Source organism: Stenotrophomonas sepilia, assembly GCF_003244875.1.
Lineage (GTDB): Bacteria > Pseudomonadota > Gammaproteobacteria > Xanthomonadales > Xanthomonadaceae > Stenotrophomonas > Stenotrophomonas sepilia.
The window spans coordinates 230,639-254,037 of the sequence record NZ_LXXZ01000040.1; the positions used below are offsets into that span (position 1 = coordinate 230,639).

Here is a 23,399-nt window from a genome sequence, read left to right on the forward strand (position 1 = left end):
ACCCAGCTCACGTCGGCATCACCCCGTCACAGCGATACATAACACTGTACCGACTACCGTAGTCCCAGACAGCCGCCGCAAGCGCCCTCGCCACCCTGCCCTGAAAAGCACCATGGACGAAGCCGAACGACTGCTTGAGATCGAACGACTGCACCTGTTGGATACGCCCCCGGAGCCGGTGTTCGATGCCATCGTCGCCGCCGCCCGCGCCGCAACCGGCATGACCATGGGCCTGATCAGCGTGGTGGCCGAAGACCGCCAGTGGTTCAAGGCCAACATCGGCCTTGAAAGCGTCAGCGAAACGGCCCGCGAAATTTCCTTCTGCACCCATGCCATACGCCAGGACGAGCTGTTCGAGATACCCGATGCGCGTCAGGACCCACGTTTCTCCACCAACCCCCTGGTGACGGGTGGGCCGCGTATCCGCCACTACGCTGGCATCCCCCTGGGCTCGGCGCACGGCGCGCGTATCGGAACACTGTGCCTGCTCGATCCGATGCCCGGCGTGCTGTCTCCGTCCCAGCGCGAGCTGATGGTGCACCTTGCCCGGGTCACCACCCAGGTGCTGGAGCAGCGCAGCACGCTGATGGCGCAGGTGGGCCAGGCCAAGGCGCTGCATCGTGAGCTCAAACGCAGTGAGGACTTCCTGGAGCGCACCAACCGCGCCGCCCGGGTGGGCGGCTGGGAGATGGACCTGGTCACCAACGAAGTGCGCTGGACCCGCGAGACCAAGCAGTTGCACGGCGTGCGCAGCAACTTTGAACCGACGCTCGACACCGCGCTGTCGTTCTATCGCGAAGACAGCCGCAACATCATCCGGGCAGCAGTGCAGCGTTGCATCGACGAAGGCACGTCCTGGGAGGTGCAGCTGCCAATGACCACCGCCGACGGGCGCGCGATCTGGACCCGGGTGGTCGGCAGCCGGCAACAGGTCGACGGCCATCCGCGCCTGGTCGGGGCGATCCAGGACATCACGGACGAACGAGCCGCGCTGGACGCGCTGGAAGCGAGCGAAACCCGCTACCGGCGACTGTTCCACTACAGCCTGGGCCTGATCTGCACCCACACGCTGGACGGCACATTGACCTCGGTGAATCCCGCGGCGGTGCAGTCGCTGGGCTTCGAGGAAAGCCAGATGATCGGGCGCAGCCTGTGTGACCTGATGCCGCCGGAAAAACGCGAGGGCTTCAAGGCCTACCTCGCTCGGATCCAGGCAAACCACACCGACGCTGGCGTGATCGAGCTGATTGCCGCCGACGGTACGCGCCACTACTGGGCGTACCACAACGTGCTCGACAGCGAGGCCAGCCCGCCCTACGTGCTGGGACATGCACAGGACGTCACCGCGCTGCGGATGCAGGAGCAGCAGCTGCGCGAAATGTCCTTCAAGGATCCGCTCACCCAGTGCTACAACCGGCGCTACCTGCACCGGCTGGATGAACTGATTGACGAGCGCTGGGCCTGCGTGATGTTCGACCTGGACCACTTCAAGCACATCAACGACACCCAAGGCCACCGGCGTGGCGACGCCGTGCTGGTCGAGTTCGCCACCTTCCTGCGCTCGCCGCTGGGCAAGGAGGAGACGGTGGTGCGTCTGGGCGGCGACGAATTCATGGTGGTACTGGTCGCGCCTGCGGACGGCCGGTTGAGCGAACTGGAGCATTGGTACCAGGACCACGCCGCGCTCTCGCCCAGCGCGTTCTCGATGGGTGCGGCCATCAACACGCCCGGCGAGCCGGTGGCCGACACCATCCAGAAAGCGGACAGCCGCCTGTATCGCACCCGCGCGCGCGTGCGTCGGGAGCCACGCGCGCAGAAGGATTAGGACCGCCCGCGGATCGCTACCGCGCGCTGCTCACGCAAGTCGCCTCGCTGCACCGGACCGTCGGTCGAGCAGGCCATCCAGCATCAGCAATCGTGGAGAGCGCTTCAGCAGCCGGTCCAGGAAGATGCCGATGCCGGCGCCCCCAACGCTGTACTCATTGCAGACCCGGTGATGTGCCGGGCCCGCGAACGCCACCCCGACGGGCATGGGAACTGCGTGCTGTACGATCGCCTCGGCGTGATGGAAGGCCACATTCGCGTAACGCTCATCCCCCAAGACGCAAGCCAGGTCCAGCATGTACTCACCGAATCCGGCATTGCCGCTCTCCTGCCACAACTTGTTGGTCACCCTTGATCGGACCGAATAGGCACACTCCAGGGCAATCTCGCGGAAACGCACCTCACCCGTCGCAGCAAAGTGGCGAAGGCAGGCGGTACCGATGCCCGCTGCACCAAACCGTGTGTGCGGTGAGTTGCTCGCATTGGCGGGCGCATCCGCCAGATTCTTCCAGAACAGCCGTCCGGCCACACGGATGCCATGGGAAATATCGTAATCCAGCGCCTGCGACGCCGCCTCCAGGAACCGGGCATCGCCGCTGGCCACGCCAAGGTAGCTAAGGAACAGTGCAATCCCGGATTGACCATCACCCAACCCAAGGAAGATCTTGCCCTGCGATGACCAGAATCGACCTTGCGGGCTACGCCGGGAGCTTTCCAGCAGGCCTTCGCCGATGCTGATCGCCGATGACAGGTAAGCGCCATCACCGGTGGCCTGCCAGAAGTGCAGGTCCATCAGGCCCTGTCCGGCCGCACCAAAGTACAGGCTAGGAGTTGCCAGTGCGTCGCCCGACTGCGCGACGCCCGCGCGCACCCGCATCGCCGCTTCCCGTCTCCCGGCCTGCAACAGCAGCAGGCTGACCCCGGCTAGTCCGGAGTACAACCCTGGCGGGCACCGCTCACTGACCGCCCTGTCCTGGATCCAGTCAAGAATTGCCGGGTCGAGGTGCCCCTCATGCCGTAGCAGGAACCATGCGGTTCCCGTCGCGCCAAACTGAAGCGAAACCGGGTTGGTGAAGAACAGCTGCGGTCCGGCTGGCCAGAGACGATCATCACGCCCGGTGTCGACAGCGGAGTGCAGATAGGCCGCGAGCCCTGAAAGGATGTCCTGGAGCGCCCGGCACTCGGAGGGCGCCGGCACCGGCGCGGTCAGCAGCTCCTGGCGGGACGGAAACATCACCCGCCGTAGCGATGGCACTTCAATGTTGCCCAGCGCTTTCAACGTCTTGGCGATGTCCCAGCGCCTGCCTGCATCCTGATCGGTCAACCCGACCACGATATCCCGCAGCGCCTCGGGCAGGCCTAGGTCGGCCAGAACCTGAGGCAACTTTCCGTCGACGATCTGCCCACGGGCCAGGTCGAGACCGGAGGCGCAGAAGGTGAGCATATCCAGGATCAGCACACCCAGCGCATAGTGATCCTCTTGCACGGTCGGTCGCCGCGACGCACGCTGTTCCGCCGATGCATATCCGGGTGTCCACCCCTTCACCCAGCGGTCGTCAACACCGATTTCATGCGCGAATTCGAGATCGATGAACTTCACCTTCCCGGCGGCGGTGAACATTACGTTACTACGTGTCAGGTCGCGAAGTACGACACCACGTGAATGCACGACGGAGAGCGCCTCTGCAATGCTGACAATCTTCTCCCGGATGCGCCTGAAGCCATCGGCGGCCGTCTGCAGCTCCTCCGAGAAGTAGAAGTCCATTGCGCTGTCCCACAGCGTCGAAGCCTCCAGCTGTTCCTCGACGAGAAACCAATTGTTCCACTCCTTGAACAGCGCCACGAACTCGGGTACCAAGCCAGTGCCCGACAGCTTCTGCAGAATCCTGGCCTCACGCTGGATACCGCCCACGAGCACATGCGGAGCAAGTGCCTGCATTGAGCCGGCGAAGCCGCGCACCTCGCGGATCACGATTCGCTGGCCTGTATCCATATCCACGCCGTGGTAGACGCCGCCTGTACCATTGAATTTGAGCGCGCCCAGCACCCTGTAGCGCTGGTTGAGCAGTATCTCCGCCGGCGGCGGATCGACCGCAGGACGCTCCAACGGAACCACCGGGTCCGTGCAGCCTGGAGGGAGCCGGAAGTGGGCACCTCGCACGTCGTCGTGCCAAGAGCCATCCTCCAGCCGGAATCCCTGCTGCCTGTTGCCATAGATGTCGGGTCGGAAGCCCTCCGAGTGGGCACCGTAGCGATAGTAGACAACACTGCTCCCCTTGTACGGGCGATCAGTAAGAATGTGTGGTCCACCGAGGTGCTGCGTACGTACGTGCAGCCGTTCCAGCAGGCTGAGAAACTGGGCCTCGCCTGCCGGATAGAGCGTGATGAACTTTCCAAGCTGGAACCGCGACCATCCCTTTCCCAGCGACATTGCCAGCATGCGCGGATCGGAGCAGAACTTGAACATGGCACCCGCGGCCGCGATCTCTTCGCACGCTACCGCGATGGTCTCTTCGGCGTTCTCCGGGATGCTCGATATGTGGATCTTCCAGCCGTGGGAGCGGCTCTTCCATCCCGGCGGCCGGCAGTGTGTCCAGAACCCACGTGGCTGCAACTGCCAGTCGGCAGGGAGCAGGTTGCGAGCAACGGAAGAATATTCATCCGTCGGCCTATAGCGTTCGATGTTCTCGAAATGAACATCGTCTAACAACGTATACATCCGTGCCGTCGTGTCGACCACCAACAACCTCCCTGTCATCCCGGCCCAAGCTGGGTTGATCCGGAAACATCCGGCTGGCCAGGTACAAATGCGCCGCCAACGGGATGCCGGCGGCGCACGTTGGATCAGCTGCCCGGTGCCGTCAAAAAGCGCTCGCCGGCAACAGGACGCGGGATCGATCAGGCTTGATCCATGCCATCTTCGATGCCTGCATCCGAACTGATCAGAGACAGGCAGGCAGTGCAGGTTTCAGAGACATCGAGGCACTCGATTTCAAGGGTCTGCAGGGCAAGTACATTGTTCATTCGTCACTTCCTTATTTAATGGAGATGAACACTGCTGAATACGGTGAAGCAGATCAGTATTTTGCTCAATATAGCTGCACCGCGCGCCACTTATAATCTCAGCGGGTTTTCGATGTCAAATCGCATTATCAAATTCCGCTTTATCCATCACAGAATGGACCACCCTGCTTTGATTACTCCATTGCAGATGCCGGATGCGGGCCCTGCCGCGCGTTGATCACGCGCTTACCGTCACCCACGCCGGCGCGTGGTCGCTGGCCTTTTCCTGTAGGCGTACCCAGCGGTCGACGCCAGCGCCCTTCAGTCGCGACGCCAGTACGGGGTTCAACAGCAGATGATCGATGCGCAACCCACGGTCGCGCTCGGCATGCTGGCGGAAATAATCCCAGAAGGTATAGATCGTGGCGTCGCCGTGCACCTTCCGCACCGCATCGGTCCAGCCCTGCGCCAGCAGTCGTTCGAAGGCCTCGCGCACCTCCGGCTGGAACAGCGCATCGCGGCGCCAGGCCTTGGGGTCGTAGACGTCGGCTTTGGTGGGAATCACGTTGAAATCACCCAGCAGCAGCGCCGGATGCGGCAGCTCGACCAGGCTGCGCGCATGCCGGATCAGGCGCTCCATCCAGCGCAGCTTGTAGTCGAACCTGGGACCGGGCTGCGGGTTGCCGTTGGGCAGGTAGAGGGCACCCACGATGACCCCGTGCGCCACCGCCTCCAGGTAGCGGCTCTGGGTGTCCTTGGGCTCGCCCGGCAATCGGCGGCGGCTCTCGACCGGCGTGGTCCCTCGTGCCAGCAGCGCCACGCCGTTCCACCGCGCCTCGCCCTGCCAGAGCGCGCCGTAGCCCGCCTCTTCCAATGCCGCAGCCGGAAACGCGGCGTCGGTCGCCTTCAGTTCCTGCAGGGCAACCACATCCGGCGATTCCCTGTGCAGCCAGTCCAACAGCTGCGGCAAGCGTGTGCCGATGCCGTTGACGTTGAACGTGGCAATGCGAAGCGTCTTGCGTCGGGCCATGCAGGAAGTCTCCTCGGCGCCGGGAATGAGCGTTCACTGTGCGCGCCCGCGCATGCAGAATCCGTGGATGCCATGTCACGACAGGGTGCCATCCGTTTCACCAACCGCTGCCACGGGCGACAGCAGGCTGGTCACCCGTGGCCAGTGACGGAGAAGCCCCATGGCGGTGCGCCCGCTGCGCGCGATCTACCAGGTCGACCCCTACCTGTTCCGCGACAGCAATGGGCGCGGCTGGGGCACCCTGGATGGCATCACCGAAAAGCTGGACTACCTGCAGTGGCTCGGCATCAGCCATGTGTGGCTGCTGCCGTTCTACTGCAATGCCGGCCGTGACGGTGGCTACGATGTCACCGATCACTACCGCATCGATCCACGCCTGGGCGACCAGACCGCGTTCCAGCGCCTGGTCGATGCTGCCGACGCACGCGGTATGGGCATCATCGTCGAGCTGGTGATGCAGCACACTGCCAGCGCCCACCCATGGTTCGTCGCCGCGCAGCGCGGCGACCCGGCCTGGCGCCGCTGGTACCTGTGGAGCGACCACGTGCCCGACGACGGCCTGCAGCCGATGTTCCCGCCGATCGAGGCGTCTGCCTGGACATGGGACGCCGAGGCCGGCGCGTTCAACCGGCACATGTTCTACCGGCACGAGCCAGACCTGGAGCTGGCCCATGCGCCAGTACGCGACGAACTGCTGCGGGTGATGACGTTCTGGATGCAGCGCGGCGTGGCCGGCTTCCGCGTGGATGCGGTCCCGTACATGGTCGAGCGCGCCCGCCACGCGGACCCGCGCGACGACGGGCTGTGGCTGCTGGAGGAAATGCGCGCCACGGCAGACGCACAGCAGCCAGGGCTGCCGTTGATCGGCGAAGCGGATGTCCCCGCGTCCCGCTACGGTGACTTCCTGTGCCAGGGGCGGCGGCTTTCGCACCTGCTCGACTTCCATCTGAACAATCATTTCTTCCTGGCCCTGGCGCGCGGCGACGCCAGTGAAGTGGCCCGGGTCATGGCCGAATACGGACCGCAGGCGCCGCCGCACACGCGCATCGCCTGGCTGCGCAACAATGATGAGCTTGACCTGGAGCAGCTGCGGCCCGACGAACGCGAAGCGGTGATGGAGCGCTTCGCGCCCGAACCTGGCATGCGCATCTATGGCCGCGGCATCCGCCGCCGGCTGGCGCCCATGCTGGACGGCGACACCGCGTGGCAGGCCATGGCCTGGGCCGCACTGCTGTCGCTGGGTCAGGTGCCGGTGATCCGGTATGGCGAGGAAATCGGCCTCGGCGACTGCCTGGAACTGCCCGAGCGCAACGCCGTGCGGATGCCGATGCACTGGCACGACCGCCCAGGGGCGGGGTTTACCGATCAGCCACGGCATGCGTGGCGCGCGCCTCCGGCAGACGGCGCTTACGGTTACCGGACAGTGAATGTCGAGGCGCAACGCGCGACGCCCGGCTCGCTGCTGCGGCGTGTGCGCGAGCTGCTGCAGCAACGCAATGCCCATCCCGTGCTGCAGCAGGGGCCACACACGCTCGACCCACCTTCACCTGCGCTGCTGATGCTCCGCTACGGCGAGGCCCCCCACCAGGCGCTTGCACTGATCAACTTCGGCGACAACCCGGTTGAGGTAGAGGTGCCACTGCACGGCCCGCTGCGTATGCTGGTGGGCCACGGCACCACCATGCAGGATAACCGCTGCATCCTGCAGGGCCACGGCTACGCGTGGCTGGCCGCCGAGGGCGCCTGAGTGCGCAGCGCGGGCAGCACGTGTTCGGCGAAATCATCGATGAAGCGGTCCTGCTCGCGGTTCACGTTGTGCAGGTAGATGCGATCGAAGCCCAGTGACTGCAGTTCCTGCAGCCAGGCCCGGTGCTGGCCAAGATCCGCCGAGACATGCACGTGCTGGCGCAGCTCCTCGGCACTGACCGCCCGGGCCTGTGCCTCGAACTGCTCGGGCTGGTCCAGGCCTTCGGCCAGTTCCGGTGGCAGCACATTGGCGCTCCACTGCTCCATCGCACCGTCCAACGCCGCCTGTTCGGCGCGCGCGTAGGAGAGTTTGGCCTGCAGGTACATCGGCTTGCCCCTGCCACCGCCGTCCTCGAACGCCGCCACCACACGCCGCAACTGCGCAAGTGGCTGGCTGATGGTGATCAGGCCATCGGCCCAGCCCCCCATCCAGCGTGCGGTTTCCTCGGTGACGGCTGCACCCAGCAGCGGCAGGGGAAGGGCCGGTCGGCTGTACAGTCGCGCCTGGCGCACCTGGAAGCCACCGCTGTGGTCGACCCGCTCGCCTCCCCACAGTCGCCGCATCACCTCGGCCGCAGCGCGCAGTGCCTTCTGCCGCTCGCGCTTGGCTGGCCACGGCTGTCCAGTAACGCGCTCATTCAGCGCCTCGCCGGTACCCAGCGCCAGCCAGATCCGGCCCGGCGCCAGCTGCTCCAGCGTCGCCGCTGCCTGGGCCACCAAGGCCGGGTGCTGGCGCAGCATCGGGCACGTCACCATGCCCAGGGTCAACGCGCTCTGCACCGCCAGCGCGCCGGCCCACACCCAGCTGTGGCCCGACTGCCCTTGCGCAGCCGTCCACGGGTGGAAATGGTCCGAGCACATCAGGGCCTCGAATCCCGCCTGTTCGGCGCGCAGCGCCAGGCCCAGCAACGTGGCGGGCGGGAACTGCTCATGCGATGCGTGGTAGCCGATGGTCATCACGGATTCCGTGCGGAGACTGGACACGATGGCAACACCCCTCCAGCTAAAACGGCGTCATGGAAACGAACACTCCCTGCATCGGGCATCGACGCTGGGCTATCGCCGAGGGCTACATTCCAGCCTGGAGCAACGGCCCGTCACCGGAGATGCAGAGTCACGAAACCTGCTGTGTCCTCAATGCCGGCAGCGAGGACGCGCATGTCACGCTGACCCTCTACTTCGAGGACCGCGATCCGGTGGGTCCCTACCGGATTACAGTGCCGGCGCGGCGCACCTGCCATCTGCGCTTCAACGACCTGCAGGATCCGGCACCTGTGCCGCTCGGTACGGGCTTCGCCACCCTCGTCGAATCCGACCAGCCGATCATCGTGCAGCACACGCGGCTGGATTCACGGCAACCGGCCAACAGCATCATGACCACCATCGCGCATCCAGTGTGAAGCCGCGCGCGCAGGCGTCCACGCTGCAACGACACCGCGCCGTCCAGCCGTTTACCCGCTTGGAGGGAGACTGGCGCCGGTTTCCTTTCGGAGAGTGACGATGGCCCTGCCCGACTACCCACGCCCGCCGTTCCCGGCCCAGCAGCAATCCTTCCCCGGCAAGACTGCGCAGATGCAGCCCCGGCCGGACCACGGCGAGGACAGTTATCGCGGGCATGGCCTGCTGCAGGGCAAGAAGGCATTGATCACCGGCGGTGACAGCGGTATCGGCGCGGCGGTGGCGATCGCTTTCGCGCGCGAAGGCGCCGACGTTGCCATCGCATTCCTCGATGGCGAGCAGGACGACGCCCGCCATGTGCAGCAGCAGATCGAACAGGCCGGGCGCAAAGCCGTGCTGGTACCCTGCGACATCAGTGACCCGGCACAGGCGCGATCGCTCGTAGACCGCGTGGCCAGCGAACTGGACGGTCTCGATATCCTGGTCAACAACGCGGCCTACCAGCGCTACTACGAGCACTTCGACGACATCACCCTGGATGACTGGAAGCGGACGTTCGATACCAACGTGCATGCCGTGTTCAATCTGACCCGACTGTGCGTCCCGCACCTGCGCGGTGGCGGTGCGATCATCAACACCGCATCGGTCAACTCCAAGCGGCCGACGCCGAACATCCTTCCCTATTCTGCAACCAAAGGTGCCGTCGCCAACCTGACGCTGGGGCTGGCCGGCCTGCTGGCCGAGCATCAGATCCGCGTCAATGCCGTGCTGCCCGGCCCGATCTGGACGCCGTTCATTCCCGCAGGCATGGCCGCCGAAGAGGTCGAACAGTTCGGCGCGCAGACGCCATTCGGCCGCCCCGGACAGCCGGCCGAGCTGGCCTCGGCCTATGTGATGCTGGCTTCGGACAGCGCCAGCTACACCTCCGGTGCGCTGCTGACCATCTCCGGCGGCGCGGCAACACTGTGACCCCTCATGGCCGGATTGCCCGCCTGGATTGAGGACTGGCTGACCGTGGTTGTGCCGGTGGCCGAGGTGCTCGCCATCCTCGGCGTCGCATGGGTTATGGTGCGTGCCCTGGCGTGGCTGCTGGTGCAGGCGCGGCAGCGCGGCAGGCTGGCACCAGAGCTTCATGTGGGCCTGCGCCGCGGCGGTGCCCTGCTGCTGTATCTGGCGGCTGCGCTGCTGATACTGGAGCGACTGGGCGTGTCGCGCTCGGTGCTGTGGACCGCGCTGACCGGGTTCATGGCGGTCGGTGCGGTGGCGTTCTTTGCTGCATGGAGCGTGTTGTCCAACCTGTTCTGTTCGTTCCTGATCGTCGCCACGCGCCCGTTCCGCATCAATGACACCATCGAGGTGCTGGAAAGCGTGGACAAGCCGGGCTTGTGCGGTCAGGTGGTGGACGTCAACCTGATCTACACCACGCTGAGTGATCGTGGCGAAGGCGCGCGCGGTTGCCTGCTGCGCGTGCCCAACTCCTTGTTCTTCCAGCGCATCACCCGCCACTGGGGTGACAGCGGCTATTCCCAGCTGCCGGGAAGCGTGCCAATCAAAGGCAAGGTGCGCTGAGTAGCTGTAGAGCCGAGCCCATGCTCGGCTTGCTGCGCGCAGCGCTCGGTGCAGCGCGACCTGAACGGAGAGCAGCCGAGCATTGGCTCGGCTCTACGGGTGCCACAGCGGGTGCAACCCTACTCCGCCGCCAATGCCTGGATCGGGTCCAGCTGCGCGGCGCTGCGCGCCGGAAAGTAGCCAAAGCCCAGCCCGATCACAGACGAACACACCAACGCGGCCAGCACCAGATAGGTACCCATGCGCCGCTTGGCGCTACAGGAACTCCGCCAAGCGCTGCAACTCGTCGTCCAGCGCGCCACGAAATGCCTTGTCGCGGGCCAGCGACTTTCCGGCATAACCCACGTTCGGCACCAACTCACCGCCGCACACGCTCAGGTTGGCCCAGCCCACCACCTGGTCATGCCACAGCACCGGCAGTGCGTAGTACCCATACTGGCGCTTTGGCGCAGGTGTGTAGGCCTCGAACTTATAGACCCAATCCCACAGCAACTCGAAACGGCGGCGGTCCCACACCACCGGGTCGAACGGCGCCAGCAGGCGCACCTGATCGTCTGGCGCGTGCCTGCGCGAGCGTGGATTCTCGTCTGCCGGCCAGTACCAGGTGGTGCCCTCCAGCGAGCAGCTGGCCAGCTGCTGCTTGGCCAGCGCCAATGCCTTGCGGGTCTGCTCGGCCAGATGCGGTGCACCATAGCCCAGCAGGCGCACCAGGTAGGTCAGGCTGGCCGATGGCAGCGGCGCGTACTTGCGCACCACCAGATCAATCAGGGCGGCCGCGCGTTCGACCTGCGACTGCTCGCTGGCATCCGCCTCGGCATGCTCGGCCACGGCGTAGATACGGGTGCCGTTGTCACGCCGCGCCACGCGCAGCATTCCGCGGTAGTGCATGCCATCGAGCAGGTGGGTGCTGGCATTGCTGGTGCCGCCCCAGTAGTTGGTCACCCGCCCATGCGCAAACGCCTGGTCGACCTCGCGGGGGTGCACGCTGCCGCGCTCGCGCACGAACGCCAGCACGTCGGCCGCGCGGCGATGGGTCTCGGCGTCCCACTCGCGCTTGGACACGCGCGGGTGCATCAGCGCCAGATGCTCGCGCGGCAGGAAGCCGTAGTTCACCAGGCAGTCCTCTTCCACCGGCAAGCGCGCATAACGACGTTCAAGATCACCCGCGCGGTAGTCCTTCACCCGGTGCCGCAGGGTCAGGTCCTGCGCGCGTGCCGGTGCCCGGATCGGGTCGGCCTGCACGAAGCCCAGCCGCCGGATTGCGGTCAACAGCGTGGTCGGCTTGAACAGGGTGCGCGCCACCGCGTAGCGGCGCAGATCTTCAAGGGTAGGCGTGGCAGGCATGGCTGCATTGTAGATCCACGCCATGCGTGGATGGGATCACGGCAATTCCCCCGAGGGCTAGCGCTCATCGCACCCGGACCCTTCACCGGATCCAACTACAGGCGCTGCCAGACCACGCCCTCACCCCGGCGGTAGTACACCGCCATCGCGCGGCCATAAATCCGGTCCGCATCGACCCATCCGAAGAAGCGGCCGTCCAGGCTGTTGCCACGGTGATCACCCAGCACCAGTACCTTGCCGGAGGGTACCTGCACATCGGCAATGTCCGGGCCTCCGCCATGCGTCAGGTAGAGCCAGGCGTGCCGCTTGCCAAACCGTTCCACGCCGCTCGCATAGGTCATCTGGAGGGGGCGTCCATTGACGCTCAGGCGCCCATCCTGCAGACGCACGCGGTCGCCGGCCACGGCCACCACGCGCTTGATCATGCGCACGCCATCGGCCGGCGAAGCGAACACCACCACCTCGCCGCGTTGCGGCACGGTGGCGCCCATCAGCTTCAGCCCGCTGAAAGGCAGGCGCAGGCCGTACGCGCGCATATCGACAACGACGCGGTCACCCGGCTGCAAGGCGGGCTGCATTGAACCACTCGGCACGACGTAATGGTTGGCCAGGGTGTCGCGTGCAACGAAGAACAGGCCCAGCAGCATCAGCAGCGGCGCGGCCTCCTTCTTCAGCCACGCCAGCATTCGCTGGGACCACGACGCGCGGAGGGTGGCATCCATAAGGGCTCCGGAAGGTGATGGAAGGACTCGGAGCCCTAGGCTAGACCGGGCACACCTGGCCACACATAGGACAGGTCCCAGATGTGCCCGCCCGTAGGGCCCACAGGCACGACCAACGCTACAGATCGCCGTCCGCATCCAACAACTGCAACGACCCGATCACGAGCGCCTGCATGCCCTGCTTGAACTCGGTGATCACCTGGCCCTCTTCGTCATCCGCAATCGCGTAGATGGTGTCGGCGCCGGCGATGCAGTAGAACGCGATCGTGGCCAGCAGCCAGCGCGCCTTGTCCATCGGCAGGCCGAACACTTCGGCCACGTGCGCCTGGTGCGAGGCAATCTTTTCCAGCATCGGCGCGGTCGCCACCGTGCGCCGCAGCAGGTATGGCGGCAACCCGGGATGCGCCTTCACCACCTCGCACAACGATTCCACGAACACCATCAGATAGCCCTGCAGGCCGCCCGCCGCATCGGCCGACGCGCGCGGAATCTGCCAGCGCTGGAACACGGCTTCGGCCACCAGCCGCTTCAACGCCTCCAGGTTCGCAACGCGCTTGTACAGCGCCGCTTGGGTGACCGCGAGCTCGGCGGCCACATTGGCCATGGTCAGGTTGGGCAGACCCAGGCGGATGCCGATGTCGGCCAGGCGCTCGGGGGTGATGGTCGGTGGACGGCCGCGCGGCGGCACCGTGGTTTCGCGTTGCGTGTTCATACCCTGCCGAGGGTGCCAGCAAAGGGACCCTCTTGTCCGCTTTGGTCTCTTTAGTTTAATTTACTCAACTAATTCGGAATGCGTCTGGTTCGCAATCATGGCGCCGTCCGGATCGAGCCCGTGGCTCACTTCCCGCCAGGTCCCCACCCAGCCGACAACCCCGCGCTGCGCCCTCCCCCGTGCTTGCCGATGGCCGCGCGCCAGGCGCGCTCGCCCTCGCGATTCACAGGACCCTGGTATGACCGTATCCCCCTTCTCCTCTTCACAGAACCAAGCTGCCGCCGTGCCCTGCAGCCAGCCACTTCCACACGGCCTGGCCCGGCGCTACCGCGCATCGGCGCTCGCGCTTGGCCTGATGGCATCGTGTGCCGCGCTGGCCGAAACCGCGCCGTCCACCCTGCCCTCGGTGCAGGTACAGGAACAGCGCCGCGTGACCGGCGACTACGCCGGCGGCCAGGTCGCCGCCGGTGGCCGCATCGGCCTGCTCGGCGACAAGGATTTCATGGATACGCCGTTCAGTACGGTCAGCTACACCGAGTCGTTTATCCGCGACCGCCAGGCCAAGGACCTGACCGACGTCATCGCCGCCACCGACCCCACGGTGTTCAGCAACGGCGTCACCGGTTCCTGGAGCGAGAACTACGCAATCCGCGGCTTCGCCTCCAACACCAGCGACACCACCTTCAACGGCCTCAGCGGCATGGCGCCGTACTACCGTACCTCGCCGGAGATGTTCGAACGCATCGAGGTGCTGAAAGGCCCCTCCGCGCTGCTCAATGGCATGCCGCCGGGCGGCTCGGTGGGCGGCGCGGTGAACCTGGTGCCCAAGCGCGCTGGCGAGCAGCCGCTGTTGCGGGTCAGCGCCAACTTCGCCTCCGACGCGCAGTTCGGCACCCATGTGGACATGGGCCGTCGGCTCGGCGCGGGCAAGCAGTTCGGCGTCCGCTTCAACGGCGCGTACCGTGATGGCGATGGCGCAGTGGACAAGCAGCGCAAGAAGGTCCAGCTCGGTTCGCTGGCACTGGACTGGCGCGGCGAACGTGCGCGGCTGTCGGCCGATCTGTACAGCGCCGATGACCGTGTTGACGGCCCCGCACGTGGCGTCGGCCTGGCACCCGGCGTCGCCATTCCGCGGCCGCCGCGTGGCGATACGCTGATCAACCCGGACTGGGCCTACGTGGACAGCCAGGACAAGGGCGCGATGCTGCGCGGCGAACTGGACATCAACGATACCCTGATGGCCTACCTGGCCTACGGCACCAGCAGGACCGACTACCGCTACAACGGTTCGATCAGCGCGCAGATCCTCAACCCGGCCGGCGACTTCACCACGGTGATCGGCCAGCTCGCCTTCGATATCAGGAAGCAGTCCGGCGATGCCGGCCTGCGCGGTTCGTTCCGGACCGGCAGGGTCGGCCACCAGTGGGCTGCCAACGTGACCCACTACCAGCACACCCAGAACGACTACGGCCGCCGCAGCGTGCCGGGCTGGGACTGGACCACCAACCTCTACAACCCGGTGTGGGGCCCGGCCGCGCCGTTCGTAGCGCCGCACATCTCGCATACCGAACTGCGGCTGGACAGCCTCGGCTTCGCTGATACCCTGTCCTTCGCCGATGAACGCGTGCAGTTGACCCTGGGCGTGCGCCGCCAGCAGGTGGTCAGTGAGACCTTCAACGTCGCCACGGGTGCGCGCACCTCACGCTACGACGAGAGCGCCACCACGCCGGCAGCGGCGCTGCTGGTGAAAGCCACCGACACGATCTCCCTCTACACCAACTACATCGAGGGCCTCAGCCAGGGCGCCACCGCGCCGATGACCGCCGCCAATGCCGGCGATGTATTCGCGCCGTTCCGCACCAGGCAGAAGGAGCTGGGCCTGAAGCTGGACCTGGGCCGCTTCGCGCACACCTTCAGCGTGTACGAGATCAAGCGGCCCAGCAGCTACACCGACCCGGTCACGAATATCTTCTCGTTCGGCGGCGAACAGCGGAACCGCGGCGTGGAATGGGGCTTCTTCGGTGCGCCACTGGACGGCGTGCGCCTGCTGGGCGGCGTGGCCTACGTGCAGCCGAAGCTGACCCGCACGGCGGGCGGCGTGAATGAAGGCCGCATGGCCACGGCAATTGCGCAGCGGCAGGCCAAGCTGGGCGTGGAGTGGGATGTGCCCGCGCTGGAAGGCCTGACCCTGACCGGCAATGCCACGGCCATGTCCAAGCAGTACATCAGCGCCGACAACCGCCTGTCGGTGCCGGGGCGGACGTTGTTCGACGTGGGCGCGCGCTACAGCACCACCGTGGCGGGTCGACCGCTTGCGCTGAGAGCCAGTGTGAACAACGTGACCAACAAGGCGTATTGGGGCATGCCGTTGTTGTCGAGCCTGGCGCTGGGTGCACCTAGGACGGTGCTGGTGTCGGCGACGATGGATTTCTGAGGCGGCGCGGAACCCCTGTAGATCCGATCCATGCTCGGCCCGGTTCTGTCTGGTGAGCCGAGCGTAGGCTCGGCGCTACAGAACGCGGGGCCATCCGCCAACGGCATCCAGGCAGGATGCGAATATTCTGTAGAGCCGAGCCCACGCTCGGCTCCACGCCAACAGCATCCACGCATGGCGTGGCTCTACTCGGGATGCAGGCGGAAGATGGCGTGATTGGTCAGCGCCAGCGCGGCCAGCTTCAGACCTTCCATCACGCGATCGCCCACGTACTGTTCCGGGCCGCCATTCTGGCGGGCGCGTTCGGCCGCCAGCAGGATCTCCTGCACGATACGCAGCCCGGCCAGTGCACCGTCGGCGTCGGCCAACGCCAGGCACCGGCCCGGCAGCTGATGGCGCTCGGGCCAGGGCTGGCCGTCGGCAGCCGCGCCCAACCCGATGCGATGCAGCAGGGCCGTCAGGTTGTTGGGATCGGGCGGGATGTCGTGCCCCTCATCGGCATTGGCCGGGGCGCGCTGATGGGGAAACTCCGATGCGTTCATGGCAGGTCTCCGTGCAAGGCATGCGGGACCACCGCCCTTAACAAAGGCGGCGGACGGTACGTGTGTGGAAACCGGTAGCTAAGCGTCATTACCCGGTGGGTTCGCTTGCGCGCACCCCACGTACCGCCCGCCATGGAACGCGAACGGAATGCCAGCCGGCGCCGCGCAAGGCGACGCCGGCTGGCAAGCGTAAACAACGCATAGCTAAACGGGTTTCCACACCCGGCCACCCTTTTCCGGCGGCAATCCATCATGTGCACGGCGGGGTGGCAGGCGCCAACAACCCACGTGCAAAGACAGCAACGTTCACGCAGTGGCAGCATTGTCGCATATCGACAATCGAGCCGAAGATTCAACAACTTGCACCATGCCGATGGCGGCATGCTTCACCCGCATCGGCACCGCGCATTCCTTGACCGCATCCGGCATTCAAGACAGGCGACGCGCCAGTTGCGACATTACGCAAGCAGATAGGCAATCAACGCCAGCACCGCCAGATGTCCCACGTAGTACCCGTAGAACACCCACCGCCAGCGCGGCAGTGGCCAATTCACCCGCGCGGCCAGCAGCACCACCGGAACGGCCAGCAGCGCCCAGCCGTTGTGGTTCGCCCAGCACACCGCTGCGAGCCCGACCAGCAACAGCCACCACGCGCGATGCCGGAACGCGATCCATCCCAGCAGCACGCAGCCGACACCCGCCCACTGGTAATCCACGAACATCGGCAGCACGCCGGCAGCCAGCAACAGCAGAACGGGCCGATGGTTCGCCAGCGCATGAACGGCCACGGCCGCCAGAGTGAAAGTAAGCAGGATGTTGAGCGGCAGCCAGGAACCAAACGCGAATGCGTGCACTGGCTGGGCGATCAACCCCCAAAGCACGAGCCGGCGTATCGATTTGCGCAGGTCGGCCCCGGGCTGGGCCAGGTTGCAGGCCATCACCAGCGCGAACAGCGGGAAGGCAATACGCCCCAGTTCGCTGACCACCGGCACGTAGCCGCCGAAGGCCACCTTGGCCACGTGATCACCGGTCATGGCCAGCAGTGCGATCCACTTCAACAGCTCGCGCGCACCGCTGCCAAGGGTGAAGTTGAAGGTTGACGTCCCGGTCGTGGTCGCTTGCATCGCGGAAGCTTATGCGCATCGGCCAGCCCATTTCCAGCGCCGCGCAGGAGCCCGTCGCTGCAGCCCGCAGGTGGCGGCGCTATGCTGGCCGCCCCTGCTTGTGAGACACCCGCCATGCGCACCCTATACCCCGCCATCGAGCCCTACCGCGAGTTCACCCTACCGGTGAGCGATCTGCACACGCTGCATGTCGAAGAGTGCGGCACACCGGACGGCATTCCGGTGGTGTACCTGCACGGCGGCCCGGGCGCCGGTATCTCGCCCACCCATCGCCGCTTCTTCGATCCGGCACGCTACCGCATCGTGTTGATCGACCAGCGTGGCAGCGGCCGCTCCACACCGTTCGGCGAGCTGCGCGACAACACCACGCAGGACCTGGTGGCCGACATCGAGAAAGTGCGTGAGCACCTGGGCATCGAGCGTTGGCTGGTCTATGGCGGCTCCTGGGGGTCGACCCTGTCACTGGCCTACGCACAAGCGCATCCCGAGCGCGCCACCGGCCTGATCGTGCGCGGCGTATTCCTCGGACGCGAAATGGAGAATCGCTGGTTCGCCGAGGCCGATGGCGGTGCGCGCTGGATCTTTCCGGAGCGCTGGGACCGTTATGAGGCTTACATTCCGGAGGCTGAGCGTGGCGACATGATTGCGGCCTATTGGACCCGCATGGATGGCCCGGATGAGGCGACCCGCATCGAAGCCGCGCAGGCCTGGCTCGGCTGGGAAGACAACGCGGCAACCCTCCAGCACGACGTCGACGCCCAATCCACTGATGATCCGCTGGATACCTTGGCCAAGGCCCGCATCGAGGCGCACTACTTCCGCAACGGCATCTTCCTGGAACCCGACCAGCTGCTGCGCAACATCGATCGCATCCGCCATCTGCCCTGCGTGATCGTGCAGGGCCGCTACGACATCATCTGCCCACCGCGCAGCGCGTGGGACCTGGCCAAGGCCTGGCCGGAGGCGGGGCTGGAAATGGTGACCTCCGGCCACAGCGCCAACGAGCCGGCCACGGTGGATGCGCTGGTGCGGGCGACGGATGCCTTTGCCGACCGGTTCTGAAGCAGACGGTAGTGCCGGCCGCTGGCCGGCTTCCTGCCGTTCGAGGGTAGAGTGGACTGTTAGTCGACTGCTCTTGGCAGGAAGCTGAAGGCCCCGCGCTGCACTAGCAGTTAACTCTACCGAGGCGTCTCCGTCGAGCCACCGCCCCCAAGGCCTCCGCGCGCAATCGCCTCTGCGCGGCCCGGTGAATGGCGGCCCACCGGCAATGGTCGACGGGCCCCATTCTTCGCAGCCCGCTTACAGCCTCCCGCAGAAGATCCGGCCGTGACCACCGCACCGGTCGTCCGCCTTTTCTTCAGGAGCACGCCATGATCGCTTGTCGCTACCTTCCGATTGTACTCTCGCTTTCTGCGGCCTTGCTGCTGGGCGCCTGTTCCAGGACCCAGGAGGCGAGCAGGGCCACCGCCGACGAGGACGTCACCGAAGTGAAGCTGATACCGCCGTATGAATCGTTGGACAAGGACAAGGACGGCATCGTCACCCTGGCGGAAGTCGATGCGGTGGCACCGGACTGGGCCGAGCGCCTGCATGCCTGCGATACCGACCGCAACAAGACGCTGAGCCGCGGCGAGTACGACGTGTGCAAGCAGACCAGCGCTTCGCATTGATCCATCACCGAACCCCCGATTGGCGCTGTGCATGCCCGGCTATACCAAGGTATAGCCGGGCTAACCCACGGACCTCTAGGACTGTCCCGTTCAGGCGCGGACAATAGCACCACTGGGCAGGGCAACCCTGGCCGGCCCCCTCCCCTCATGGAGACGCAGATGGACCCCGACCCTTCCGGGCGCACCGCGACCCGTATGCCTGATTGCTGCCTGTTCCTGGCGCCTGGCCGCCGGTCCCTGCCTGCCTGAGTGACGGGGGACCGCCAGGCGCCGCCTGCCTGGAGATCGCCCCCATGTCCTACAAGATCCTCTACATCACCCTGCGTCGCCTGATCGGCGAGCGCGATGTTGCCGCCCTGCGCAGCCAGCTGCTGCAGTACGGCCCGATCATGTTTGCCCGTTCGCTGTCGCTCGGTTCGCCACGCGTTGTGGCCGACGCGCTGTCGCTGCTCCCGATCAGCGAGCGCATCAATGTGCTGCGCCACCTGCCCTATCCCCTGCGCGACGCGATGAAGCCACTGTGCATCGGTGGCAGCCAGCGCCTGCGCATGCAGCCGTGGTCGCCAGCGGTGCTGGCCATGCGCCACGCCTGACCTGCCTCACCCATTCCGTTCGTGTTCCGGCTGCGGCCGGCTCTGACATTCGAGGAGCGTCCCATGAGCCTGCTCAACGCCTGGTTCAACGCCTTCCTGCGCAGCCGCCGCGCAGGCAACCTGTTCCGCCGCCGTGCGATGCCCGAAGCCGGCTTCGGCCCTGGCAGCGCCGAGGCCGCGCCGTTCGCGCTCACCACCGGCCTGGTCACCCTCGCCCAGCAGGACGAAGCCGAGCTGCTGACCACGCTGGAATCACATGCCGATGGCCTCAGCCCGCACGAGGCCGAGGAGCGACTGGCCACGCTCGGCCCCAACGAGGTGGATCACGAGAAGCCGCTGCCGTGGTGCCGCCACCTGTGGCAGTGCTACCGCAATCCGTTCAACCTGCTGCTGACCGTGCTGGCGGCGGTATCCTGGCTGACCGAGGACATCAAGGCGACGATCGTCATCGGTGCGATGGTGCTGCTGTCCACGCTGATCCGCTTCGTGCAGGAGGGTCGTTCGAACCGAGCGGCCGAGCGGCTGAAGGCACTGGTCGGCAACACTGCGCGCGTGCTGCGCCGCAATCCCGGCACCGAGGCTGCGGATGTGGCAGACCAGTACTTCGGCGCGCGCCTGCACAGCCGTCGCCCTGCACGCCTGCTGGACCTGCCGATCCGTGAACTGGTGCCCGGCGACCACATCGTGCTGTCGGCAGGCGACATGATTCCGGCCGATTGCCGCGTGCTGAATGCCAAGGACCTGTTCGTGGCGCAGGCGGCGATGACCGGCGAATCGCTGCCGGTGGAGAAGTTCGCGCACCCGGGCGATGGCCTGGCCGGCCTGCTGGAACAGCACAACCTGCTGTTCATGGGTACCAACGTGGTGTCCGGTACGGCCACCGCCATCGTGCTGGCCACCGGTAACCGCACCTACTTCGGCACGCTGGCCCAGCGCAGCACCGCCAGCGACCGTGCGCCCACCGCATTCCAGGCCGGCGTCAACAGTGTCAGCTGGCTGCTGATCCGCTTCGCGCTGGTGATGGTGCCATTCGTGCTGCTGATCAACGGCTGGACCAAGGGCGACTGGACCGAGGCGTTCCTGTTCGCGCTGTCGGTGGCGGTGGGCCTGACGCCGGAAATGCTGCCGATGATCGTCACTTCCACCCTGGCCAAGGGCGCGGTGCTGCTGTCGCGGCGCAAGGTAATCGTCAAGCGCCTGGATGCCATCCAGAACTTCGGCGCGATGGAAGTGCTGTGCACCGACAAGACCGGCACCCTCACCCAGGACAGGATCGCGCTGGAGCGCCACACCGATGTGTTCGGCCACGATTCGGAAGACGTACTGAAGTTCGCTTACCTCAACAGTCACTTCCAGACCGGGCTGATCAACCTGCTGGACCGCGCAGTGCTGGAACACGTGGAGCTGCAGAGTTCGTTGCGGCTGTCGCAGGACTACCACAAGGTGGATGAGATCCCGTTCGACTTCGAGCGCCGCCGCATGTCGGTGGTGGTCTCCGAGCGCGAGGACCACCATGAGCTGATCTGCAAGGGAGCCGTGGAAGAGATGCTGGCGGTGTGCAGCACCGTGCGCGAGAACGGCCAGGACATGCCGCTGGACGAGCGCCGCCTGGCGCGGGTGCGGCAGACCACCGAGGAACTGAACGAACAGGGCCTGCGCGTGGTGGCGGTGGCGATGAAGGAGACCGCAGCCAGCCAGACCACCTACTCGCAGGCGGACGAGTGCGGGTTGACCCTGGTCGGCTACGTGGCGTTCCTGGACCCGCCGAAGGAATCGGCCGCGCAGGCGCTGCAGGCGCTGGCCGCACACTGCGTCGAGGTCAAGGTCTTCACTGGCGACAACGAACTGGTGACCGCGCGTGTGTGCGCACAGGTGGGACTGGATGCCGACACCATCCTGACCGGGCCGCAGATCGAGCGCATGGATGACGGCGCGTTGTCGCGGGCGCTGCACCACCATCGCGTGTTCGCCCGGCTGACGCCGCTGCACAAGGAGCGCCTGGTGCGCGAGCTGCGTGCACAGGGCAAGGTGGTCGGCTTCCTCGGCGACGGCATCAACGATGCACCGGCGCTGCGCGCGGCCGATATCGGCATCAGCGTGGACAGTGCGGTGGACATCGCCAAGGAGGCCGCCGACATCATCCTGCTGGAAAAGAATCTGATGGTGCTGGAGGAAGGCGTCATCCAGGGTCGGCGCACGTTCAACAACATGCTGAAGTACATCCGCATGACCGCCAGCTCCAACTTCGGCAATGTGTTCTCGGTGCTGGTGGCCTCGGCCTTCCTGCCGTTCCTGCCGATGCTGCCGCTGCAGCTGCTGGTGCAGAACCTGCTGTACGACATCTCGCAGATCGCCATCCCGTTCGACAACGTGGACGAAGAGCTGGTGCGCAGGCCGCTGAAGTGGAACCCGGCAGACATCGGCCGCTTCATGGTGTTCTTCGGGCCGATCAGCTCGATCTTCGACCTGAGCTGCTTCGCGCTGATGTGGTACGTGTTCGATGCACGCACGCCGGCCGACCAGGGCCTGTTCCAGTCCGGCTGGTTCGTGGTCGGCCTGCTGACCCAGACCCTGATCGTGCACATGATCCGCACGCCGAAGCTGCCGTTCCTGCAGAGCATCGCCGCGCCGCCACTGCTGCTGATGACCGGCCTGGTCATGGCCATTGGCGTGGCCCTGCCGATGAGCCCGCTGGCCGGCTACTTCAAGCTGCAGGCCCTGCCGGCCGGCTACTGGCCGTTCCTGGTGGCGATCCTGTTCGGCTATGCGGTGCTGACCACCGCGCTGAAGCGCTTCTACATCCGTCGCTACGGCTGGCAGTAAGCGCCCGCCGCCTTGTCCAGGGAGAATCACAATGGACATCAATCCGAACCTGCCGGCGTTCAACGCCGGCGCAACCCTGAGTTCGCTGATCAGCCTGTCGGTGGCGTTCGTGCTTGGCACGGCCATCGGCCTGGAACGGCAGCTGCGCCAACGCACCGCGGGCCTGCGCACCAACACCCTGGTGGCGGTGGGAGCGGCGGTGTTCGTCGATCTGGCGGTGCGCTTCCATGACCTGTACGGCGGCCCGCCGTCGCCGCTGCATGTGGTGGCCTATGTGATCTCCGGCGTCGGCTTCCTGGGCGCCGGCGCGATCATGAAGGATGGTGCGCAGGTGTCCGGCCTGAACACCGCCGCCACCCTGTGGGGCTCGGCGGCGGTGGGTGCATGCGCGGGTATCAAGCTGCTGCCGGAAGCGGTGCTGGCGGCGGTGTTCGTGCTGGCCGCCAACACCCTGCTGCGGCCGGTGGTGAACCGCATCCAGCGGCAGCCGCTGCCGGAAGCGTTCAGCGAAGCGACCTATGCGATCAACGTGGTCTGCCAGCGCGAGCAACAGGCCGAGGTGCTGGACCAGCTGTTGCTGCTGCTTGAACAGGCACAGTACCCGGTGCGCGCAGTCGACCAGCGCCCGTTTGGCGAGCGCGACGTGGAGATCGAAGCGGTGCTGTATGCCACCACCGTCGATGCGGGCGAACTCGATGCGGTATTGGCCACGCTGGCGACCACGCCCGGCGTCCTGCAGGGGTTCTGGAACGCCAGCCTGGAGGAGTAGTGTCGGCCGCTGGCCGGCAACCTGATGATCTCCGGAAGCACCCTGCAGATGCCGGCCAGCGGCCGGCACTACCAGGCATCGTTCTGGCTTGTGCCG

At 66.1% G+C, this 23,399-nt stretch carries 21 protein-coding genes; 11 read left to right on the top strand and 10 right to left on the bottom strand.

All coding sequences use genetic code 11. The features are described from left to right. Positions 1-112: 112 nt before the first annotated feature. Positions 113-1,825, top strand: a complete 1,713-nt coding sequence (locus tag A7X97_RS07625) for a sensor domain-containing diguanylate cyclase (RefSeq protein WP_072167120.1) — start codon at positions 113-115, stop codon at positions 1,823-1,825. A gap of 30 nt (positions 1,826-1,855) precedes the next feature. Here A7X97_RS07625 and A7X97_RS07630 read toward each other — a convergent pair whose 3' ends face one another. The 3 genes from A7X97_RS07630 to xth all read right to left on the bottom strand — a co-directional run bounded on the left by A7X97_RS07630 (position 1,856) and on the right by xth (position 5,857). Further along, the gene (locus tag A7X97_RS07630) at positions 1,856-4,564 is read right to left on the bottom strand and encodes a class III lanthionine synthetase LanKC N-terminal domain-containing protein (RefSeq protein ID WP_181503430.1); all 2,709 of its coding nucleotides are present in this window, start codon (positions 4,562-4,564) and stop codon (positions 1,856-1,858) included. A 158-nt stretch (positions 4,565-4,722) separates the two neighbouring features. Beyond that, on the bottom strand, positions 4,723-4,848 hold the full coding sequence (locus tag A7X97_RS22240; protein ID WP_255299118.1) for a hypothetical protein: 126 nt from the start codon (positions 4,846-4,848) through the stop codon (positions 4,723-4,725). Between the two features lie 217 nt (positions 4,849-5,065). After that, a complete protein-coding gene (xth, locus tag A7X97_RS07635; RefSeq protein ID WP_111007761.1) occupies positions 5,066-5,857 on the bottom strand; it encodes an exodeoxyribonuclease III in 792 nt (263 codons plus the stop codon). 160 nt (positions 5,858-6,017) lie between these two features. Between xth and A7X97_RS07640 the strand changes: the two genes are divergently transcribed. Then, positions 6,018-7,604, top strand: a complete 1,587-nt coding sequence (locus A7X97_RS07640; protein WP_088497568.1) for an alpha-amylase family glycosyl hydrolase — start codon at positions 6,018-6,020, stop codon at positions 7,602-7,604. Here the strand turns inward: A7X97_RS07640 and A7X97_RS07645 are convergent. Beyond that, on the bottom strand, positions 7,574-8,560 hold the full coding sequence (locus A7X97_RS07645) for a TIGR03885 family FMN-dependent LLM class oxidoreductase (RefSeq protein WP_111007762.1): 987 nt from the start codon (positions 8,558-8,560) through the stop codon (positions 7,574-7,576). The two genes, A7X97_RS07640 and A7X97_RS07645, sit on opposite strands and share 31 nt — an antisense overlap. Positions 8,561-8,619: 59 nt before the next feature. Here A7X97_RS07645 and A7X97_RS07650 point away from each other — a divergent pair, with 59 nt between their 5' ends. From A7X97_RS07650 to A7X97_RS07660, 3 genes are all read left to right on the top strand, one after another. Continuing rightward, positions 8,620-9,003 carry a sensory rhodopsin transducer gene (locus tag A7X97_RS07650; RefSeq protein ID WP_072167125.1) on the top strand — a complete coding sequence of 128 codons (384 nt, stop codon included), beginning with the start codon at positions 8,620-8,622 and terminating at the stop codon, positions 9,001-9,003. Positions 9,004-9,103: 100 nt separating this feature from the next. After that, positions 9,104-9,970 carry a glucose 1-dehydrogenase gene (locus A7X97_RS07655; RefSeq protein WP_019659796.1) on the top strand — a complete coding sequence of 289 codons (867 nt, stop codon included), beginning with the start codon at positions 9,104-9,106 and terminating at the stop codon, positions 9,968-9,970. Between the two features lie 6 nt (positions 9,971-9,976). Next, the gene (locus tag A7X97_RS07660) at positions 9,977-10,570 is read left to right on the top strand and encodes a mechanosensitive ion channel domain-containing protein (RefSeq protein ID WP_111007763.1); all 594 of its coding nucleotides are present in this window, start codon (positions 9,977-9,979) and stop codon (positions 10,568-10,570) included. A 119-nt stretch (positions 10,571-10,689) separates the two neighbouring features. Here the strand turns inward: A7X97_RS07660 and A7X97_RS22245 are convergent, their stop codons facing one another. The 4 genes from A7X97_RS22245 to A7X97_RS07675 all read right to left on the bottom strand — a co-directional run bounded on the left by A7X97_RS22245 (position 10,690) and on the right by A7X97_RS07675 (position 13,348). Further along, positions 10,690-10,812, bottom strand: a complete 123-nt coding sequence (locus A7X97_RS22245) for a hypothetical protein (RefSeq protein WP_260808591.1) — start codon at positions 10,810-10,812, stop codon at positions 10,690-10,692. A 13-nt stretch (positions 10,813-10,825) separates the two neighbouring features. Next, complete coding sequence (locus tag A7X97_RS07665; protein WP_111007802.1) at positions 10,826-11,914, bottom strand: DNA glycosylase AlkZ-like family protein; 1,089 nt, start codon at positions 11,912-11,914, stop codon at positions 10,826-10,828. Positions 11,915-12,009: 95 nt separating this feature from the next. Next, positions 12,010-12,636: a signal peptidase I gene (gene lepB / locus A7X97_RS07670; RefSeq protein WP_111007764.1), complete on the bottom strand. Its 627-nt coding sequence runs from the start codon at positions 12,634-12,636 to the stop codon at positions 12,010-12,012. 118 nt (positions 12,637-12,754) lie between these two features. After that, entirely contained in the window at positions 12,755-13,348 is a 594-nt protein-coding gene (locus A7X97_RS07675) for a TetR/AcrR family transcriptional regulator (protein WP_088497563.1), read from the bottom strand. Between the two features lie 238 nt (positions 13,349-13,586). Here A7X97_RS07675 and A7X97_RS07680 point away from each other — a divergent pair, with 238 nt between their 5' ends. Continuing rightward, positions 13,587-15,782 carry a TonB-dependent receptor gene (locus tag A7X97_RS07680; protein WP_111007765.1) on the top strand — a complete coding sequence of 732 codons (2,196 nt, stop codon included), beginning with the start codon at positions 13,587-13,589 and terminating at the stop codon, positions 15,780-15,782. Positions 15,783-15,967: 185 nt separating this feature from the next. Here A7X97_RS07680 and A7X97_RS07685 read toward each other — a convergent pair whose 3' ends face one another. Both A7X97_RS07685 and A7X97_RS07690 read right to left on the bottom strand, forming a co-directional pair. Further along, positions 15,968-16,324 carry a hypothetical protein gene (locus A7X97_RS07685; protein ID WP_111007766.1) on the bottom strand — a complete coding sequence of 119 codons (357 nt, stop codon included), beginning with the start codon at positions 16,322-16,324 and terminating at the stop codon, positions 15,968-15,970. 458 nt (positions 16,325-16,782) lie between these two features. After that, positions 16,783-17,448, bottom strand: coding sequence for a TraX family protein (locus A7X97_RS07690; protein WP_072167129.1), 666 nt, complete (start codon positions 17,446-17,448; stop codon positions 16,783-16,785). A gap of 114 nt (positions 17,449-17,562) precedes the next feature. Between A7X97_RS07690 and pip the strand changes: the two genes are divergently transcribed. From pip to A7X97_RS07715, 5 genes are all read left to right on the top strand, one after another. Then, on the top strand, positions 17,563-18,510 hold the full coding sequence (gene pip, locus A7X97_RS07695; RefSeq protein WP_111007767.1) for a prolyl aminopeptidase: 948 nt from the start codon (positions 17,563-17,565) through the stop codon (positions 18,508-18,510). 308 nt (positions 18,511-18,818) lie between these two features. After that, positions 18,819-19,118, top strand: a complete 300-nt coding sequence (locus A7X97_RS07700; protein ID WP_111007768.1) for an EF-hand domain-containing protein — start codon at positions 18,819-18,821, stop codon at positions 19,116-19,118. Positions 19,119-19,411: 293 nt separating this feature from the next. Next, positions 19,412-19,711, top strand: a complete 300-nt coding sequence (locus A7X97_RS07705; RefSeq protein WP_072167132.1) for a hypothetical protein — start codon at positions 19,412-19,414, stop codon at positions 19,709-19,711. 63 nt (positions 19,712-19,774) lie between these two features. Continuing rightward, positions 19,775-22,534, top strand: coding sequence for a magnesium-translocating P-type ATPase (mgtA, locus tag A7X97_RS07710; RefSeq protein ID WP_111007769.1), 2,760 nt, complete (start codon positions 19,775-19,777; stop codon positions 22,532-22,534). 31 nt (positions 22,535-22,565) lie between these two features. Beyond that, positions 22,566-23,303: an MgtC/SapB family protein gene (locus tag A7X97_RS07715; RefSeq protein ID WP_049448085.1), complete on the top strand. Its 738-nt coding sequence runs from the start codon at positions 22,566-22,568 to the stop codon at positions 23,301-23,303. Positions 23,304-23,399: the final 96 nt, after the last annotated feature.

What these genes read in the sequence shown, in the direction of transcription:
- A7X97_RS07700 (WP_111007768.1), top strand. Translation starts at nt 18,819, where the DNA reads ATGATCGCTTGTCGCTACCTTCCGATTGTACTCTCGCTTTCTGCGGCC.
- pip (WP_111007767.1), top strand. Translation starts at nt 17,563, where the DNA reads ATGCGCACCCTATACCCCGCCATCGAGCCCTACCGCGAGTTCACCCTA.
- A7X97_RS07625 (WP_072167120.1), top strand. Translation starts at nt 113, where the DNA reads ATGGACGAAGCCGAACGACTGCTTGAGATCGAACGACTGCACCTGTTG.
- A7X97_RS07640 (WP_088497568.1), top strand. Translation starts at nt 6,018, where the DNA reads ATGGCGGTGCGCCCGCTGCGCGCGATCTACCAGGTCGACCCCTACCTG.
- A7X97_RS22240 (WP_255299118.1), bottom strand. Translation starts at nt 4,848, where the DNA reads ATGAACAATGTACTTGCCCTGCAGACCCTTGAAATCGAGTGCCTCGAT.
- A7X97_RS07680 (WP_111007765.1), top strand. Translation starts at nt 13,587, where the DNA reads ATGACCGTATCCCCCTTCTCCTCTTCACAGAACCAAGCTGCCGCCGTG.
- A7X97_RS07685 (WP_111007766.1), bottom strand. Translation starts at nt 16,324, where the DNA reads ATGAACGCATCGGAGTTTCCCCATCAGCGCGCCCCGGCCAATGCCGAT.
- xth (WP_111007761.1), bottom strand. Translation starts at nt 5,857, where the DNA reads ATGGCCCGACGCAAGACGCTTCGCATTGCCACGTTCAACGTCAACGGC.
- A7X97_RS07655 (WP_019659796.1), top strand. Translation starts at nt 9,104, where the DNA reads ATGGCCCTGCCCGACTACCCACGCCCGCCGTTCCCGGCCCAGCAGCAA.
- lepB (WP_111007764.1), bottom strand. Translation starts at nt 12,636, where the DNA reads ATGGATGCCACCCTCCGCGCGTCGTGGTCCCAGCGAATGCTGGCGTGG.
- A7X97_RS07665 (WP_111007802.1), bottom strand. Translation starts at nt 11,914, where the DNA reads ATGCCTGCCACGCCTACCCTTGAAGATCTGCGCCGCTACGCGGTGGCG.
- A7X97_RS07675 (WP_088497563.1), bottom strand. Translation starts at nt 13,348, where the DNA reads ATGAACACGCAACGCGAAACCACGGTGCCGCCGCGCGGCCGTCCACCG.
- A7X97_RS07690 (WP_072167129.1), bottom strand. Translation starts at nt 17,448, where the DNA reads ATGCAAGCGACCACGACCGGGACGTCAACCTTCAACTTCACCCTTGGC.
- mgtA (WP_111007769.1), top strand. Translation starts at nt 19,775, where the DNA reads ATGAGCCTGCTCAACGCCTGGTTCAACGCCTTCCTGCGCAGCCGCCGC.
- A7X97_RS07650 (WP_072167125.1), top strand. Translation starts at nt 8,620, where the DNA reads ATGGAAACGAACACTCCCTGCATCGGGCATCGACGCTGGGCTATCGCC.
- A7X97_RS22245 (WP_260808591.1), bottom strand. Translation starts at nt 10,812, where the DNA reads ATGGGTACCTATCTGGTGCTGGCCGCGTTGGTGTGTTCGTCTGTGATC.
- A7X97_RS07705 (WP_072167132.1), top strand. Translation starts at nt 19,412, where the DNA reads ATGTCCTACAAGATCCTCTACATCACCCTGCGTCGCCTGATCGGCGAG.
- A7X97_RS07715 (WP_049448085.1), top strand. Translation starts at nt 22,566, where the DNA reads ATGGACATCAATCCGAACCTGCCGGCGTTCAACGCCGGCGCAACCCTG.
- A7X97_RS07660 (WP_111007763.1), top strand. Translation starts at nt 9,977, where the DNA reads ATGGCCGGATTGCCCGCCTGGATTGAGGACTGGCTGACCGTGGTTGTG.
- A7X97_RS07645 (WP_111007762.1), bottom strand. Translation starts at nt 8,560, where the DNA reads ATGACCATCGGCTACCACGCATCGCATGAGCAGTTCCCGCCCGCCACG.